Annotated in this window: 17 protein-coding genes; 2 read left to right on the top strand and 15 right to left on the bottom strand. The window is 52.9% G+C overall.

From position 1 onward, the window contains the following. Positions 1-162 precede the first annotated feature (162 nt). On the bottom strand, positions 163-495 hold the full coding sequence (locus LBW88_RS15610; RefSeq protein WP_224933182.1) for a gamma-glutamylcyclotransferase family protein: 333 nt from the start codon (positions 493-495) through the stop codon (positions 163-165). 157 nt (positions 496-652) lie between these two features. On the opposite strand from LBW88_RS15610, the gene LBW88_RS15605 reads away from it, so the two are divergent. Next, the gene (locus tag LBW88_RS15605; protein ID WP_224933183.1) at positions 653-1672 is read left to right on the top strand and encodes an MBL fold metallo-hydrolase; all 1020 of its coding nucleotides are present in this window, start codon (positions 653-655) and stop codon (positions 1670-1672) included. 79 nt (positions 1673-1751) lie between these two features. Here the strand turns inward: LBW88_RS15605 and LBW88_RS15600 are convergent, their stop codons facing one another. From LBW88_RS15600 to LBW88_RS15550, 11 genes are all read right to left on the bottom strand, one after another. Beyond that, positions 1752-2300, bottom strand: a complete 549-nt coding sequence (locus LBW88_RS15600) for an RNA polymerase sigma factor (protein ID WP_224933184.1) — start codon at positions 2298-2300, stop codon at positions 1752-1754. Positions 2301-2305: 5 nt separating this feature from the next. Then, positions 2306-2740: a hypothetical protein gene (locus LBW88_RS15595; protein ID WP_224933185.1), complete on the bottom strand. Its 435-nt coding sequence runs from the start codon at positions 2738-2740 to the stop codon at positions 2306-2308. A gap of 239 nt (positions 2741-2979) precedes the next feature. Further along, entirely contained in the window at positions 2980-4266 is a 1287-nt protein-coding gene (locus LBW88_RS15590; protein ID WP_224933186.1) for an MmgE/PrpD family protein, read from the bottom strand. A 2-nt stretch (positions 4267-4268) separates the two neighbouring features. Next, on the bottom strand, positions 4269-5186 hold the full coding sequence (locus LBW88_RS15585; RefSeq protein ID WP_224933187.1) for a serine hydrolase domain-containing protein: 918 nt from the start codon (positions 5184-5186) through the stop codon (positions 4269-4271). A 35-nt stretch (positions 5187-5221) separates the two neighbouring features. Continuing rightward, the gene (locus tag LBW88_RS15580) at positions 5222-5986 is read right to left on the bottom strand and encodes an ABC transporter ATP-binding protein (RefSeq protein WP_224933188.1); all 765 of its coding nucleotides are present in this window, start codon (positions 5984-5986) and stop codon (positions 5222-5224) included. Next, on the bottom strand, positions 5983-6846 hold the full coding sequence (locus LBW88_RS15575; RefSeq protein WP_224933189.1) for an ABC transporter ATP-binding protein: 864 nt from the start codon (positions 6844-6846) through the stop codon (positions 5983-5985). Before LBW88_RS15575 ends, LBW88_RS15580 begins: the two co-directional genes overlap by 4 nt. After that, the gene (locus LBW88_RS15570; protein WP_224933190.1) at positions 6839-7774 is read right to left on the bottom strand and encodes an ABC transporter permease; all 936 of its coding nucleotides are present in this window, start codon (positions 7772-7774) and stop codon (positions 6839-6841) included. The genes LBW88_RS15575 and LBW88_RS15570 overlap by 8 nt, the downstream gene beginning before the upstream one ends. After that, positions 7771-8841, bottom strand: a complete 1071-nt coding sequence (locus tag LBW88_RS15565) for an ABC transporter permease (RefSeq protein ID WP_224933191.1) — start codon at positions 8839-8841, stop codon at positions 7771-7773. Before LBW88_RS15565 ends, LBW88_RS15570 begins: the two co-directional genes overlap by 4 nt. 12 nt (positions 8842-8853) lie before the next feature. Next, a complete protein-coding gene (locus LBW88_RS15560) occupies positions 8854-10446 on the bottom strand; it encodes an ABC transporter substrate-binding protein (protein ID WP_224933192.1) in 1593 nt (530 codons plus the stop codon). Positions 10447-10463: 17 nt separating this feature from the next. Further along, on the bottom strand, positions 10464-11891 hold the full coding sequence (locus tag LBW88_RS15555; RefSeq protein WP_224933193.1) for a M20 family metallopeptidase: 1428 nt from the start codon (positions 11889-11891) through the stop codon (positions 10464-10466). 120 nt (positions 11892-12011) lie between these two features. Further along, on the bottom strand, positions 12012-12926 hold the full coding sequence (locus LBW88_RS15550) for a LysR family transcriptional regulator (RefSeq protein WP_224933194.1): 915 nt from the start codon (positions 12924-12926) through the stop codon (positions 12012-12014). A gap of 269 nt (positions 12927-13195) precedes the next feature. Between LBW88_RS15550 and LBW88_RS15545 the strand changes: the two genes are divergently transcribed. Next, the gene (locus LBW88_RS15545; protein ID WP_224933195.1) at positions 13196-13768 is read left to right on the top strand and encodes a flavin reductase family protein; all 573 of its coding nucleotides are present in this window, start codon (positions 13196-13198) and stop codon (positions 13766-13768) included. A 15-nt stretch (positions 13769-13783) separates the two neighbouring features. Here LBW88_RS15545 and LBW88_RS15540 read toward each other — a convergent pair whose 3' ends face one another. The 3 genes from LBW88_RS15540 to LBW88_RS15530 all read right to left on the bottom strand — a co-directional run bounded on the left by LBW88_RS15540 (position 13784) and on the right by LBW88_RS15530 (position 15540). After that, positions 13784-14227, bottom strand: coding sequence for a DUF4174 domain-containing protein (locus LBW88_RS15540; protein WP_224933196.1), 444 nt, complete (start codon positions 14225-14227; stop codon positions 13784-13786). 109 nt (positions 14228-14336) lie between these two features. Beyond that, positions 14337-14591, bottom strand: coding sequence for a hypothetical protein (locus LBW88_RS15535; RefSeq protein WP_224933359.1), 255 nt, complete (start codon positions 14589-14591; stop codon positions 14337-14339). Positions 14592-15183: 592 nt separating this feature from the next. Then, positions 15184-15540, bottom strand: coding sequence for a helix-turn-helix domain-containing protein (locus tag LBW88_RS15530; RefSeq protein WP_224933197.1), 357 nt, complete (start codon positions 15538-15540; stop codon positions 15184-15186). Between the last annotated feature and the right edge of the window lie 49 nt (positions 15541-15589).

Here is a 15589-nt window from a genome sequence, read left to right as displayed (position 1 = left end):
TCCTTGATGAGGTTTACATTCATTTTAGCCTGGCTTATTAAGTGCGAGTGTGCTGCAACCAATGCCGCGGAGAATACCTATGCCGCAGTAGCCAGATGTATTCTCCTCTCGCAAGGTATCGTGGGCGTTGCGCTTGCTTAGGCTGGAAAAGAGCAGGGCAGATTAGGCCTGTGGCGGCTGTAACTGATAAATCCACGCTGTGATTTTCTTTCCTTCGGGGGTAGTGACTTCAACATCCACACGATCATAACCATCCTCGAACTCATCCAGCATTGGCCAATGCGATTTCAGATGCTCTGAGAAGAAGAGTGAGCCCGTAACAACACCCGCATTGTTATCCAGTACAATCCCAGGAAAATCTGCTGCTGCTCCCCAACCGCGTTCATAGAAGACGCCGTTGACCGTCCCACTCAGCCACTGTCCGCCAATACTTTCCAGGATATGCGCATTCGAGTGACCCGGTTGTAAGGTGCCGTATACAAATAAAGGTTTCATTTTCCCTCGTAAAATCAAACAAAAGAGAGACTTTAGCGCTCAGTAAATGAAATGTCATCTTAAGCATGAGTTTCATAACCAAACCGCCAGTTATGCCATATAGGATTCACCAAAAACCGTTATTCTGAACCACCGCATTCGTCCAGGTAATAGATCAATGTTGAATTGTTCAAGCGTCTCCCGCAGTGCCATCAAGGGTTATCCGCAATCCGCTCAGTTTGATGGTAAGCGCTTTGCCAATGTTGCTCCCCGGCAGTCGTTGAAATTCAGCGAATATTTGAAGATGTTTTGGGATTTAGCGTTTAATAAGCCTAAAGAAACCGTTCCTCAGCAGCCGTTACCCGTGGAGCCTATCACGTCCGCGGCACTTGCCCAGGCAGCCGATAACAGTGTGTTTCGACTGGGTCACTCATCGCTGCTGCTCAAATTGAAAGGCAAGTATTGGCTTACCGACCCGGTATTTAACTTACGTGCTTCTCCGTTCCAGTGGCTGGGGCCTAAACGTTTTCAGCCTGCGCCAATTGAGCTGAGCGATTTACCGCCTATTGAAGGGATTATTTTATCTCACGACCATTACGACCATCTGGATTACCAGACAATCATGGAGTTGAAGGATCGCGTGCGCTATTTCCTTACTCCATTGGGTGTCGGCGATTTACTGGCAAAGTGGGGAGTGGCTGAGGAGAAGATCACTCAACTGGATTGGTGGCAGTCCACGGATGTAGGCGAAATTCATTTTGTCGCCACGCCGTCGCAGCACTTTTCAGGCCGCGGTCTGTTTGATGGTAATAAACGTTTGTGGTGTTCATGGAGCATCATCACAGATGAATTTCGATTCTTTTTTGGCGGGGATTCCGGTTATTTCCCCGGTTTCAATGAAATTGGTAATAAGTACGGCCCATTTGATGTTGCCTGCCTTGAGAATGGGGCTTATGACAGCCGCTGGGCGGATATTCATATGTTGCCAACTGACACCATCCGGGCGTTTCAGGATTTGAAGGGAAAATGGTTAATGCCCATTCATAACGCGGCCTTCGACCTCGCTTTCCATCACTGGAATGATCCCCTAAAACAAATAGCGGCGCTGGCGCATGAGCAGAAAATTAAATTGTCCCTGCCAGTGATCGGGCAAGGGGTAAATATTCTGCAACCAAGGGAAGAAGCGGTCTGGTGGTAACGGGAATGTAGGCTGCTATTTACTGTAAAGTAGCAGCCATCCTGTTTACCATTCAGACTGAAAAACGCAATAAATAGCATTACTCAGCAGTAAGCTCATCATAAAGACTGCGTAATCGCGTGCGCAGAGAGAGCACCGCTTTGTGTTTGCGTGATAACAAAGCCTGGACACTGGTACCACTCTCTTCAGCCAGTTCGTTGTAGCTGTAACCCAGCAGCTCCGTTTTTTCGAACACCTCGCGCTGAGCGGACGGTAGTTCGGCTAAGGCTTCCTCCAGCTCTTCCCATAGCAGCGCTTTGAGATACTCATCTTCCGGCGTTTCCGGCACGCCAAATAAGGTTTCAGCCAGCTCATCTTCTGGAAAATCCGCTTCCTCATCGTTGTTCAATAGATCGGCTAGGGGTAGTTCACGCTTTTTTCGTGCCCGATCGGTCATTTCATTGCGTGCGGCACGGAATAACCAGGCCGCGACATTTTCCACCGGTTGCTCGACCTGCATGAGCTTGTAGGTCACTTCCTGCAGGATATCGTCAGCATCTTCACGTACCGACGTGCGGCCGCGGATAAATGCGCTTAATTTTGACCGACAGGCGCTCAACGCGGACATCAGCAGTGAATCCTGCGCCATGGCGTTTACTCTGCGTCTGGCGATTTAGCGGGTGCTTCGCCTGAAGGTGAGCGCGCATCATCGCGGCGGCCATGCCAGTCACAGCGATCGCGGCGTCCACGGTGCGAACGTTCACGGCGGTGTTGCATAAACTCTTCGCGCTGCTCTGGAGTCATCTGCATCCAGCGTTCGTGCATACGACGACGCGCCATGCCGAACATGCCGGGGCGGAAACCTAAACCGCCAAACAGGATACGGCACAATACCAGCAGCCCAAGCGCCTGCCAGAAGCCAATCGTCTTCACGCCGATAATCGCAGGCAGCACGGCATTCCACAGCGACATCACCAGCAGCCCAAGCGCCGCGATAATCACCACGCCGATCAACAGCGGCTTAATCATGCGATGGCCACCAAAATGGTGGTCACGGTGGTGTTGTCTGCGCATATCAAAATCTCTCATTGTTGTTATTCCTCATTACAGTAGCCGATATTGGCCAGTACTGAGGTAGACGGATGAGCGATGTGAATATTGCTAAAAAAAGAAAATATTTTCAGAAGCGATGAATTGAGGGGTGCCAGGCGTGGTTCTGAGCCATTTTGGGCTTCTGATTCATCGGTGCACCCTCTACATTATCTTTGATTAAGGAACTGGGGCATTCGACAATATTTGCGCGCAAACCCCCTCACTATTTTTGATAATTAGACCATCAGCTGACGTATAAACGTTAACTCAGATTGCTGCGCTAACCCTTTCAGGTGTTGATAAAGTGAATCTGCATTGGGCAGTGACGCACAGCAATCGTAGAATTTTTCCCGCCGATCTTCAGCGCTGAAAGGCTCATCCAGCGCGCCTCTCGCTCGTAATCTCGAGTGGACAATTTCCCGACCCTCTTTTAAACGCAACGTGACGATATGCGGTAAGTTTCTGTCCTCTGACTCCTGTTCTGCGGTCCAGGGGGAGAGGGTAATCATCGCTAACAACTGCGCATCAGCCTGTTGTTTTACGCTGGCGGCAGTAAAATCCAGCACGCTCAGCGTGCCATTCTTCAGCATCATGGCAACGCAATACTGCATTGAGAAGCGGGCTTGCATTTCATCCTGCGGCTGGTAATAGGCGAGGTTGCGCCAGTTGGCTATCCCCACCTGGCAGTGCACGCTTTCAATGTCGTCAATCTTCAACGTTTGCTGTTGCTGGATATCAGCAATCGCATCAAGAATGCGGTGGGTAGAACCACAGCACGGGTATTTTTTAGGCATCACCCCAATATGCTCAATCACGTGCGGCTCAGCGTCAGGCAGTGAAGGTTGGCTTAACTGTCCGGCATAAAGTTCAGCAAAACCTTGTGCGCACTCAATAATATCCAGACGACCTTGCATACCGGTTTGCGCCAGCGTGGCAGCCTCCACGGCATTGCGCGCCGCCATTCCGGCATGAAACGGTTTCAACGGCGTGCCAAACTGGCCTTTTACGCCACTGGCCATACTTACCGCAATGCTCAACGTCCGGGCAATCCCTGCGGCATCCAGACCGAGCAGGGCAGCAACACCTGCCGCGCTGCCAATGCATCCCACGGTGGAAGTACCATGCCAGCCAGCAGTGTAGTGCTGATAGCCAATGGCTTCGCCAATAAAGGCTTGTGCCTGCAGACCAATTAAATAAGCGCGTATCAACGATGCGCCATCGCTGTTGTGTGCCACCGCCAGCAGCGCCGGCACCAGCACGGCCGAAGCATGACTCATGCCCGGTGCAAAGTTGTCGTCAAAGTCGATAGCGTGGGCGGCAGTGGCGTTGAACAACGCATCGAGCGCCTGACTACGGGGTATCTGTGGCCATGCCTGCTGCACCGCCTGCGTAGAAAAGTCGTTACGACCTGCCACCATGCAACCCAGCGTATCGGTGATGGCGTCAATCGCCAGCTCACGGGCACGAGGAGAAAAGGTCGGTGGAGTGGCACACCACTGTGCCAGAGACTCAATCAGCGTCATGATTATGCCTCCCTGTCCAATGCGGTAAATAGCGTGCGTAACAGCGACCCAATCTGGAAGCGGTTCACCTCTTGTCCCGGCGTGCGGGTATCAACACGATGCACGATCACCATATTTTGTTGCGGCATCACAAGGCAGAAGTGACCTCCTGCGCCGCGCGCTGAGTAGCTGCCCGCTGACAGAATCACCTCTGGCCACGCCACGCCATCGCGCGTGACCCACCACATATAGCCGTAGCCTCCACGATCGCCCGCATGAGATACAGGCAAGGTGCTGGTACGTACCCAATGTTGCGGGATGATTTGTCGATCTCCCCAGCGCCCTTGTTGCAGAAAGAGCTGGCCGAATCTCAGCAGGTCGCGGCTTGAGAGCGTAAAGGGATAGGCCGGATAATCAGAAAAGCCTCCGGGTTCTAACCAACTATCCTGATCAACGCGATAATCCTGCATCCCCAGCGGGTCGGCAATCCGCTGCGCAAACGCCTGGTTAATGGCTTCGCCTGTCAGCTGCCGATAGGCACTGCCCAGCACATTAAAATCCCAGTTGCTGTAGCACCAGTTTTCGCCCGGCGCATGCAGGTGGCGCGGAGGCTTAATGCGCTGCATCCAGGACGTTTCATAGTTTGCAGGATGATAAATGCCAGAACGAGCGGTCAGCAGATCGTAAAGCGTGGCCTGTTTCTCATCGGCGCTCAGCTCATCGCGGTCATCTATCCCCAATGCCTGCAACGTTAAAGAGAGATCGAAGCGGCCTTCCTCCACTGCGCAGCCGATCAGCGCGCTGAGGAAGCTTTTACGCATCGAGTGGCAGGGATAACGCTGTGCTTCATCGCCGTAGCTGTAGAGGATTTCTTCACCCCGCACCACCAGCAGCACCGCGGTGGCCTGATCTTCAAGTTGTTGCTGAAGCAATTCAAACATGGCAAAGCCTCATTGTTTTAGGTTGGAGCAGACGTTCACGCTTCACTCGCCGCCAGGAACTCGCGGGTGTAGATTTCACGAGCTGCGCCCTGGCGCACGCTGTCCGCGCTGAGTTCTTCCAACAACTTGCCGTGATGCATAATGCCGATGCGGCGGCACAGATGTGTCACGACGGCCAAATCATGCGTCACCATCAAATAGGTGAGGCTGCGCTGCCGCTGCATGCTGCTAAGTAAATTCAGGATTTCCGCCTGGACTGAGACGTCCAGTGCAGAAGTTGGCTCATCCAGTAACAGCACCGAAGGCTCCAGAATCAGTGCACGCGCAATGGCCACACGCTGCCGTTGACCACCGGAAAGCTGATGGGGATAGCGATATCGAAAGGCATCGGAAAGTCCGACCGCGTGCAGCACATCGCTGATGCGCGTTTCATGACGGTCCATGGCATGTAACTTCAACGGTTCGCGCAGGCTGGCCCAGACCATTTTTCGCGGATGGAGTGAGGCGTAAGGATCCTGAAAAACCATCTGCACCTGCCGATAAAAGGCTTTATCTCGCTGCGGCTGCTGTTCACGATTGTTGAACAGAATATGGCCCTGATAATCGTGATTAAGGCCAGCCAGCGCGCGCAAAATAGTGGACTTTCCACAGCCCGATTCACCAATCAGACCGTAGCACTCACCTTGTGCCAGCGTCAGGCTAACGTTATCGACCACCTGGCGCTGATGCGATCCCTGACCGAATGCAATACTGACATCCACCATTTCAATGCTACGTTGCGAGGTTGGAATGGGATTCATAATGCGACTCCATCACGAAAACAGGGACCATTAAGCCAGCTGGCATCACGCGTTGGCACGCGTAGCGTATCAAGCGGATGATGCAGGCGTGGCTGACTGGCAAGTAATGCCTGCGTGTAAGGATGCTGAGCCTGCTCCAGACGATCTGCACGGATCTCTTCGACGATGCGCCCGGCGTACATCACCAGCACGCGATCGCAGAAGCGAGAGACCAGATTGAGATCATGACTGATAAACAGCAGGCCAGTCTGACGGCGCTCAAGCTGTTCATTCAGGATGCTCAGTACCTGCTGGCGTACCGTCACGTCGAGTGCGGAGGTAGGTTCGTCGGCGATGATTAAATCCGGTTCGGGGATCAGCATCATTGCGATCATTACGCGCTGGCCCATACCGCCAGAAATCTCGTGGGGATAGAGGCGCGCCACTTTCCCCACGTCGCGAATATGCACCGATTCAAGCATCGCTGACGCGCGCGCTCTGGCTTCACTTTTGCTGACCCGCCGATGCAGCCTGAAGGCTTCCGCCACCTGATCGCCAATGCGCATCAACGGATTGAGAGAAAAGCGGGGATCCTGCAGGATCATCGAAATACGATTTCCACGAATCTGCCGCATCTGCTTTTCGCTGCTGTTGAGCAGATCGATATCATCGAATTGCATCTGATCGGCGGTGACGCGGCCGATTTTGGGTGTCAGTTGCAACAATGCACGGCAGGTCTGCGATTTTCCCGAACCGGACTCACCAACAATCGCCACTTTCTCTCGTCCTACATGGAAAGAGACGTCACGTACCGCGCGGTGTTCCCCGTGCGCGCTGCGAAACACGATGTTGAGGTTTTTCACCTGAAGCAGATTATTCATGGCGGATATCCATTACGTCGCGCAGGCCATCACCTAACAGGTTGAAGGCAAGACTGGTGAACAAAATCGCTAATCCGGGAATGGCCGCGATCCAACCATTGTTCAGCATGAACTCGCGGCCGGAAGCCAGCATCGCACCCCATTCCGGGCTGGGTGCCTGTGCACCAAGACCAAGGAAACCCAGTCCGGCAGCGGTAAGGATAATCGCCGCCATGTTCAGCGTGACGCGTACCACCACAGAAGGCAGGCACATGGGGATGATGTGTCGCACAATAATGTGCCAGGCGGAGGCCCCTTGTAAGCGTACCGCTGCGATGTAATCCATCTTTCGGATCGCCAGGGTTTCGGCACGCGCGAGGCGGGCAATCGGTGGCCAGGCGGAGAGAGAAATCGCGATAATCGCATTCTCGATACCTGGCCCCAATGCCGCGACAAACGCCAGCGCCAGAATCAAACTAGGGAAGGCAAGGAAGATATCCACCAGACGCATTAACACCGTATCGACCCAACCGCCGAGATAGCCTGCACTGGTGCCGACCAGTAAGCCAATCGGTGTGATGATCAGCGCGGTCAAGCCAGCGATATACAGTGTGATTCGCGCGCCATACAGCAGACGGCTGTAAATATCCCGACCCAATTCGTCGGTGCCAAGCCAGTGTTCAGCAGAAAACGGTTGCAGACGGAAGGCGAGGTTTTGGGCATAGATATCGTGAGTGGCTAACCAGGGTGCAAACACTGCAGCGCCAGCAATTATCAACAGCACCAGCAAACCAAAGAGCGCTGAGTGATTAGCGCAGAAGCGTCGCCACTGAATCCATAGCAGTTGCATGTGCGCCTGAAAAGGTGACTGCGGCGCAGGGTCGCGTAGCCAGGCGCGTAAGCTACGCGAAGGGTTAACGCGCATCGATTTATTGACTGAATCGGTCATGCTTCCTCCTGACGCGTACGCGGATCGAACAGACGATAAAGCAGGTCGCACAGTAGATTGATGCCAACAAAAATCGCGCCAATCAGTAACGTGCAGCCCACTACTGCATTCATATCGCCAGCCAGCAAGGCGTTGGTCAGGTAGCGACCAAAGCCGGGCCAGGCGAACACGGTTTCGGTGAGTACTGCGCCTTCCAGCAGCCAGGCCCAGGAAAGGGCAACCACCGTCAACGTGGGCACAGCAATATTGCGGAATGCATGTACCCAAACGCAGCGCGCCCACGACATCCCCTTCACGCGAGCGGTAATGATGTATTCCTGCGACAACTGTTCGAGCATAAAGCTACGCGTCATACGGCTGATGTAAGCCAGTGCGCTCAAGCCAAGAATCGATGCAGGTAAAATGATGTGACCAAAAACGTTGCGGAACATTTCCCAGTTTCCGCTCAGCGCGCTGTCGACCAGCCAGAATCCCGTCACGGGATGTAAATCGAACTCGTAGATAAAATCGATGCGCCCTGGCCCGCCAATCCAGCCGAGCGTGGCGTAAAACAGCAGCAACCCCATTAAACCAAGCCAGAAATGCGGCGTGGAATAGCTGAGTAGTCCCACGAAGCGCATCAGATGATCAAACCAGGTATTGCGGTACATTGCCGCCAGCACGCCCGCCGGAATCCCAAAACCGACGCCGATGATTGCCGCTACAGTGGCCAGTTCCAGCGTAGCAGGGAAGACGCGCGCGATATCCAGCGCCACCGGATGGCTGGTGGTCAGGGCGATACCAAAATCGAGGTGCTGCAGTTGCCATACGTAATCGACAAACTGATGCCACAACGGTTGATCCAGCCCCAACTGATGGAACATCTTGTCGTAGGCTTCCTGACTGGCGTTATCCCCAATGATTGCGACCACCGGGTCGATAGGCAGTAAGCGGCCAATAAAGAAGGTCAATGCCGCCAATCCCAGTAACGTACAGGCTATCGAGATGAACCCACGAGCAAGGCGTCTTAGCAGACGCCAGCCAGCGGAAGGGGTGTTATGTGCAACGGGCATCATGACCTGTAACATCTGCCACCTCCGTTATTTGCTTGCGGCACCATACCAAACGCGAAAACCGTTCCAGGTCCAGTTTTTGACCGTTGGGTTTATTCCCGCGGTGTTGTACATCTGGAACATGATCGCCATCGGCCCTTTTTGCATCTGCTCTTTCTGTAGATCGCCATACAGTTTGATGCGTTTGGCGTCATCCGGCTCTAACAGTGCGGTTTCCACTTTCTGATTCATCTGCGGATCGTAGTAAGCGGCACGCCAACTCGGGTACTGCGTAGCGCGCGCTTCCTTACGATTGTCCGGGTTATAAACCAGACGCGATGCATTGCCGTAGGCATCAGGGACCGAGGTTTGCCACGCCATCATGGCGCTCTGGAATTCTCGTCCGCGTACCCGACTGAATAACTGTGCGTTAGCCATACGTTCCAGATTCAGTTTCACGCCGATTTTGGCGGCATTCTGCTGTACGCTTTGCGCGATTGGCGCCGAATGCGGCAGGGTGCCAAACAACACCGCCGTGCTGAAACCATTGGGATAACCAGCTTCCGTCAGCAACTGTTTGGCTTTATCCAGATCGAGGTGGAAAGGCTGACCTTCTTTGGCATCCAAAGCTCCAAACGCGCCTTGTTGCACGAAACTGGCGCGCGGCACGCCGAGATAAGGCATCACGCTCTTCGCTAACCCGTCGTAATCGATCAAGTAGCGCATGGCGAGTCGTACTTTTTCGTTTTTGAAGATGGGGTCCTCGTTATTGAAGGTCCAGAAAAACAGCTGTGGCTTCAGGACTTTATCCACTTTAACTTTGCCGCCCTGATCCAGCGTTTTCAGATCGTCCGCCGAGAGATCGCGCGCGATATCCACATCGCCCTGCGTGACCAGCAGACGCTGAGTGCCGGTTTCTGCCACATGGCGAATCAAAATGCGCTTCAGCACCGGCGCTTTGCCCCAGTAGTTCGGTGTAGCTTGCAGCACCACACCTTCGCCGGCATTCCAGCGCACCAGCTGATAAGGCCCAACACAGGCGGTATGAGTAGAAAGGTATTTGTGGCCGAGGTCGCCATCAACGGCCTGTTTGTCTACTTCTTTGCGATTAAGCAGGGAAGAAACGTTATTGGCGGCAATCGCCTGTAACACCAGATTGGTGGGGTAAGCTTTATCGAAGCTCATCACCAGCGTTTTGTCATCGGGCGCGCTAATGCGCGTGTCGACGTTATCTTTATCAAAGCCATATTCTTTAATCGCGGCTGCATTGCCGTAGCCCAGTTTCACTACGCGTTGCATTGACCACGCCAGGTCGCCGGCGGTTGCGGCTGAGCCATCGGCGAATTTCAGGTTGTCCTGCAAATGAAAGGTGATGGTCTTGCGATCGGCAGAGACATCCCAATTTTTTGCCAATGCAGGATCGAGCTGCGTTTCATCGCTGACGCGAAAATCAACCAGGGTGTCACAGGTGTTTGAATAGATTTCACTGGTGACCACTTCACCAATCTGTGCCGGATCCCATGTGCTGATGGCATCAATGTTCCACGCCATCACCAAAGAATCGGGGGGCGTTGCGGCCTGTACTGAGGCGCAACAGGTCGCTGCCAACGTCAATGCGGCAGTTAACATCTTGTTTTTCATTAATCTCTCCTGAGGCGTTACAGAGTATCCGGGCGTGGCTGAATCGGCGGTTTCACCTCAGCCGGAATAGGGCAGTGATACGGTTTTTCACTGACCTGCTCGAAATGGGCTTTCTTCATCTGCGCCATCAGTATTTTGTCGGTTAACACATCGACTGCCGTGGCGGCCATAACCTTAGCGACATGGCCCAGCGCTTTGTGTGCTGCTGGCATTTTTCCCTGCGCGGTAAGTTGCCATGAGTGGCCCGGGGTTCCGATGGCCATGGTAGGTACGTGCGCCTGCACGGTCGGGATTACCCAACTGACATCGCCGACATCGGTGGAGCCGATCATCACTTCACCGTGGGTATCAAGCGGGATGATGTAGTCGCTAAGGGGTTTGGGGGCGGTGGGTTTCACACCGGTTTTGCGATAGCAGTTATCGATCTCTTCCGGTGTTAGCGTGGCCTGGATTTCGGCTGCAAAGGCGTGGTCGGCATGATCGAATGGCACCGGGCCCAATGCTTCCAGATTACGTTGCATCGCCTCTTCTAACGGACGATTGCCAAGCAGGTTGGACACAGCACTCATGATGCTGATATCCACTTCGGTATCGGTCATGATGGCGGCACCTTGCGCCACGCGCTTGACCCTTTCATTGAGTTCGAACATCGCGTGGACATCGCGCGAGCGGATAGCGTAACGCACTGTTGATTTTGCCTGTACCACGTTGGGCGCCACACCACCGGCATCAAGGAAGGCGTAGTGGATACGGGAATCTTGCGGCACGTGCTCGCGCAGGAACTGTACGCCAACGTTCATCAATTCTGCGGCATCGAGCGCACTGCGCCCGAGATGGGGAGAAGCGGCAGCATGCGATGAACGGCCACGGAAAGCGAAATCCATTCGGGTATTGGCCAGGGAGAGCGGTTTTGCCACTTCATGATGCGCGCTTGGATGCCAGGTGATGGCAACATCGACGCCATCAAATGCACCGGCACGCGCCATAAAGGATTTAGCGGCACCGCCTTCTTCTGCCGGACAGCCATAATAGCGAACTCGTCCCGGCGTGCCGCTCTCCTCAAGCCATGATTTTAAAGCAGTAGCTGCCAGCATGGCAGCAGATCCCAGCAAGTTGTGGCCGCAGCCGTGACCATGGCCATTACCCGGCAACGGAGAGTAACGCGCCACGCCAGCTTCCTGACTTAATCCAGGCAAGGCATCATATTCGCCGAGGAAAGCAATGATTGGGCCGCCTTCACCCGCTTCACCCATTACCGCAGTGGGAATGTCGGCCACGTTTTCTGTGACGCGGAACCCTTGCTGTTTAAGCATCGCGGTGTGCTCAGCCACTGAACGATACTCGGTATAGCAAATCTCCGGCATGCCCCAGACGCGATCGCTCAGGTCACAAAATACCCCTTGAAATTCTTCTACCCACTTCCAGACTAACGCTTTGTTTTCCATGATAGTCCCCAGCATGGTTGGTCAGGTTTTCGTCTCTCTGAACCCCAGCATGGAGCAAATCATTAACGTAAGGCCAATGAGCAATTCACACTCCCCATTCCAAAACGACATAGTTTCGTGTCAGGCCGCATTGGCCGTCTCGCCAGCGCAGGCTCGTAACCACAGTTGTTCAGCCTGAGGATTGTGCAGAACCGGTTGGCGGTAGAGCCGAATTGCCAGCGACATATCCCAACTGCTGTCATCGGCGCGCACTAAACTGCCGCTGGCCAGTTCTTCATGCACCAGACTCAGAGGCAACCACGCCACGCCGCCACCGGCCAGGACCATGGCTTTGAGATTCACCGACATACCATTTTCATATACCGCTTCAAGAGGAAGCGGGCGTTTGCTGAGCATTTGCGCCAGTGCGTGAGCAAAAAAGGTATGTTGCCCATAACTTAACCACGGAATCGGGCCGCCATCCGCGCGCACCGGATAGAGTGGCTTGCCGCTGCTATCCGGGCGACACACGGCAATGGCACGCTCACGGCCCAGTTGCACCATGGGATACGCCGCCAGCTGATGTATCAGCGATACCGCATCATGCGCGTAAGTCAGCAGAAAATCGGTTTCACCACTGTGTAGGGTAGAGATGTGCTCAGCGAAGGTCGGCTTTTGGTTGCACAGGCGAATATAGCTGAGGTTAGGTTGCAGATTTAATCGCTGGATCCAGTCAGGAAAGAACGTCAGCGAAAGGGTATTTAGCATCGCAAAACGTAATACAGCAGTGCGCGAGCTATAGCGCTGGTGCAGATCATTACGCAGATGCGTCATGGAAAATACCGTTTCGCTGGCAGTTGCGAGGAAGGTTTGTCCTTCTGGGGTGAGCGTCACCGGATAAGTTTTACGATCAAACAACGGCACACCCAGCCACTCTTCCAGCTGCCGGATGCGCCGACTCAGCGCCGATTGCGTGATATGACGCTCATCGGCGGCGCGGGTGAAACTGTAACAGCGGGCAACACTGAGAAAATCTTCAAACCATTTCAATTCCATAGCACGGACCTCTTTGGATGAATGGGAAAGCAACGTCAGCGGTGGGAAACCTTTTGTTACACGCAAGAAACGCGCCAGGCTTAATTACAGCGGATAAGGCACCTATCTGTGCCAAATGAGCCATTACCCAGTACAAAACGCTTACGATAGGGCAATGGTTGCACTCGTGGGGTGCAGAAGGTTTGCGCATATGATGGCTGGATGTTGGCAAAGTCGTTTTTACCAGGCGACAATAAGCGCCTTTAAAACTCATGCGATGAAATCAACCTATGAATACCCATATTGAATCTGTTGAGCTGGAAAAAGCCTATCGTCTTATCAACCATGGCCCAACCACACTGGTTTCCTCACGCCATGAAGGGGTTGATAATGTGATGTCCGCATCCTGGGTGTGTGGATTGGAGTTCAAACCGGCAAAGCTCACCGTGGTGCTGGATAAATCCACTTTCACGCGTAAGTTGATTGAACAAAGCCATAAATTCGTTATACATGTCCCAACTGTCAGTCAGGCGCAAATGGTTCATTATCTCGGTACGCATTCCCTTACGGATCAGTCAGATAAGCTGGCCGCATCTGGCGTTGAGTTATTCCAGTTACCTGAAAGTCCTCTCCCTTTAGTGGCAGGCTGCGCGGCATGGTTGTATTGCGAGTTGATTCCTATCGAACAAAATCAAATCGACCATGATCTGTTCATCGGTGAAATTAAGGGTGCATGGGCGGATAGCCAAGTATTTAAAGAAGGGCGCTGGTTATTTGAGGACGCACCAGAGGAAATGCGTAGTTTGCATTATATCGCTGGGAAACGTTTCTATAAAACGGGCTCACTGCTGGATGTCGAGTAAGCCACGTTTAATGAATTAATCAAGCCTGGCCTGACGCATAGGCATTTTATCAATGGTCGACAGCAACACCTCGGTATCCAGAGGTGTTTGTTCACGTAGCTTCATTCCACCATCTTTTCCGACCAGCACCACTTCAAATCCTTTCGGATTAAGTTGCTTACGCAGAATGCCATTTTCCGTCGGTGAGGTGTCACTGAGTACGATGATATCGCGTTCGGCCAGTTCAGATTTCTGCTTCTCCAGCATCGCCATTTGAGCGACATAGGCAGGATCTGTTTTGGACGGAGCAAAGATCACGAGTGGGCGATGGTGCCAGCGATATTGTGAGAGGTCTGAGACCTTCGGCGATAAAGGCTGGAACAGAGGATCTTCAGCTGCATGAACGTTGTTAATGCTCATCATTAAAGCAATGGTTATCAGCAGCAGTGGCGTTTTTAGCAGTAAATTCGTCTTCGACATGTTGGTTTCCACGGCAGGTTAAAGAACGTGTACTACAAAGGTTAGCGGAACCGTGCGTATGCGTTGCTCACTTCACGTTTCTTTACCCACAGTGGTAAAAACGAAAACATTAAATGTCTTTTTGTGTTGCTAATGTCACCCGGAACTCGCGATTGCGAATATCACATTTTGATGTTTGCGCGAGTACCGGGTTTAGTTCTGGAAGACTGGGTGAAGTAAGTCGATAATCAATCCCGTGACGCTCCTGAAGTTTTTCTGCGGCAAGTGTGGGGCCGAAACCCACGTAATTTTCACGTAGCAGCGTCAGTATGCGGTGGCGCAGACTCTCACCGATGTGATGCAAGCGAAGTAGTGAGCCTGCCATCAATGACATCCTGCAGGATCTTGAGGCGGTTAACTTCATTCATCGTAAAGCACTCCGAACCTTAAGCCGTCATCAGTTGCGTCCTCAGCTGGGAAACCCTGGAAAAAGGACGATGAAGCGGACATCTCAATATAGCCAGAGGCGGACATCTGAATTTAGCCACTACAATCATAGTGCGCATAATCATGATTATGTTAAATGATTGGGATTTGTTTAAAGAGGTTCAGCCGTGGTAATGCACAATTACCCTGTGCGATACCAGTTAGACTGGCTTCTGTCCGTTTTGATTTCAACTATAAACAGCTACAAATAAATTTCGCTAAGCACCTTCCCTGCCGGTTTTGCCGAGTTGGTGATGGCGTCGCTACGTGAATTCTGAGGTGTTTGTGTACATCGGCCCGCAAACTTTCGCGTAGCGTGACGGGTAAAGAAAAGCCGGTAAAACTGTGCGCTGTTTGCGGTCAGGTCGATGCCTGCCGGAAGCGCCGCGCCGCCGTGATATTTTTCCCCTTCATTGTGCGCAGCGCTCGCCAGATTACAGGCATAAAAAAACCGGCTGTGATAGCCGGTTCTTTATTATTCACCTGCACATTCAACCAACAAGGCTTTCAAGCGGAATATGGAACTGTTTGTGCAAATTACGAATCATTGGCAACGTGAGTTCGCGTTTACGGTTAAGCACTTCATATACGCGATTCTGCCGACCAATTGCCGGAGCTAAATCTTTTGCCGTCAGTCCCATCTGGTCCATACGAAATTTAATAGCCTCAATCGGGTCAGGCGGCGCAATTGGGTAATGCTTTGACTCATAGTTTTCAATAAGCAGACACATTACTTCAAAGAGATCGCTTTCAGGTGAGCCCAGCACGGGTTCATTATCGAACATAGGCTCCACGATGCGGAGCGCCTCTTTATAATCCTGCTCTGTTTTAATCGGTTTGATATTCACGTCAGGGCTCCAGTGTAACTGTGTTGGCGTCTATCCTGTCATAAAATCC

The organism is Pantoea sp. alder81, assembly GCF_020179835.1.
Lineage (GTDB): Bacteria > Pseudomonadota > Gammaproteobacteria > Enterobacterales > Enterobacteriaceae > Pantoea.
The sequence above is the reverse complement of the archived record's forward strand: the minus strand, read 5'-3'. Positions and strand labels throughout refer to the sequence as shown.

Coding starts and splice junctions, on each gene's coding strand:
- LBW88_RS15610 (WP_224933182.1), bottom strand. CDS start 495: ATGAAACCTTTATTTGTATACGGCACCTTACAACCGGGTCACTCGAAT.
- LBW88_RS15605 (WP_224933183.1), top strand. CDS start 653: ATGTTGAATTGTTCAAGCGTCTCCCGCAGTGCCATCAAGGGTTATCCG.
- LBW88_RS15600 (WP_224933184.1), bottom strand. CDS start 2,300: ATGGCGCAGGATTCACTGCTGATGTCCGCGTTGAGCGCCTGTCGGTCA.
- LBW88_RS15595 (WP_224933185.1), bottom strand. CDS start 2,740: ATGAGAGATTTTGATATGCGCAGACAACACCACCGTGACCACCATTTT.
- LBW88_RS15590 (WP_224933186.1), bottom strand. CDS start 4,266: ATGACGCTGATTGAGTCTCTGGCACAGTGGTGTGCCACTCCACCGACC.
- LBW88_RS15585 (WP_224933187.1), bottom strand. CDS start 5,186: ATGTTTGAATTGCTTCAGCAACAACTTGAAGATCAGGCCACCGCGGTG.
- LBW88_RS15580 (WP_224933188.1), bottom strand. CDS start 5,986: ATGAATCCCATTCCAACCTCGCAACGTAGCATTGAAATGGTGGATGTC.
- LBW88_RS15575 (WP_224933189.1), bottom strand. CDS start 6,846: ATGAATAATCTGCTTCAGGTGAAAAACCTCAACATCGTGTTTCGCAGC.
- LBW88_RS15570 (WP_224933190.1), bottom strand. CDS start 7,774: ATGACCGATTCAGTCAATAAATCGATGCGCGTTAACCCTTCGCGTAGC.
- LBW88_RS15565 (WP_224933191.1), bottom strand. CDS start 8,841: ATGTTACAGGTCATGATGCCCGTTGCACATAACACCCCTTCCGCTGGC.
- LBW88_RS15560 (WP_224933192.1), bottom strand. CDS start 10,446: ATGAAAAACAAGATGTTAACTGCCGCATTGACGTTGGCAGCGACCTGT.
- LBW88_RS15555 (WP_224933193.1), bottom strand. CDS start 11,891: ATGGAAAACAAAGCGTTAGTCTGGAAGTGGGTAGAAGAATTTCAAGGG.
- LBW88_RS15550 (WP_224933194.1), bottom strand. CDS start 12,926: ATGGAATTGAAATGGTTTGAAGATTTTCTCAGTGTTGCCCGCTGTTAC.
- LBW88_RS15545 (WP_224933195.1), top strand. CDS start 13,196: ATGAATACCCATATTGAATCTGTTGAGCTGGAAAAAGCCTATCGTCTT.
- LBW88_RS15540 (WP_224933196.1), bottom strand. CDS start 14,227: ATGTCGAAGACGAATTTACTGCTAAAAACGCCACTGCTGCTGATAACC.
- LBW88_RS15535 (WP_224933359.1), bottom strand. CDS start 14,591: ATGGCAGGCTCACTACTTCGCTTGCATCACATCGGTGAGAGTCTGCGC.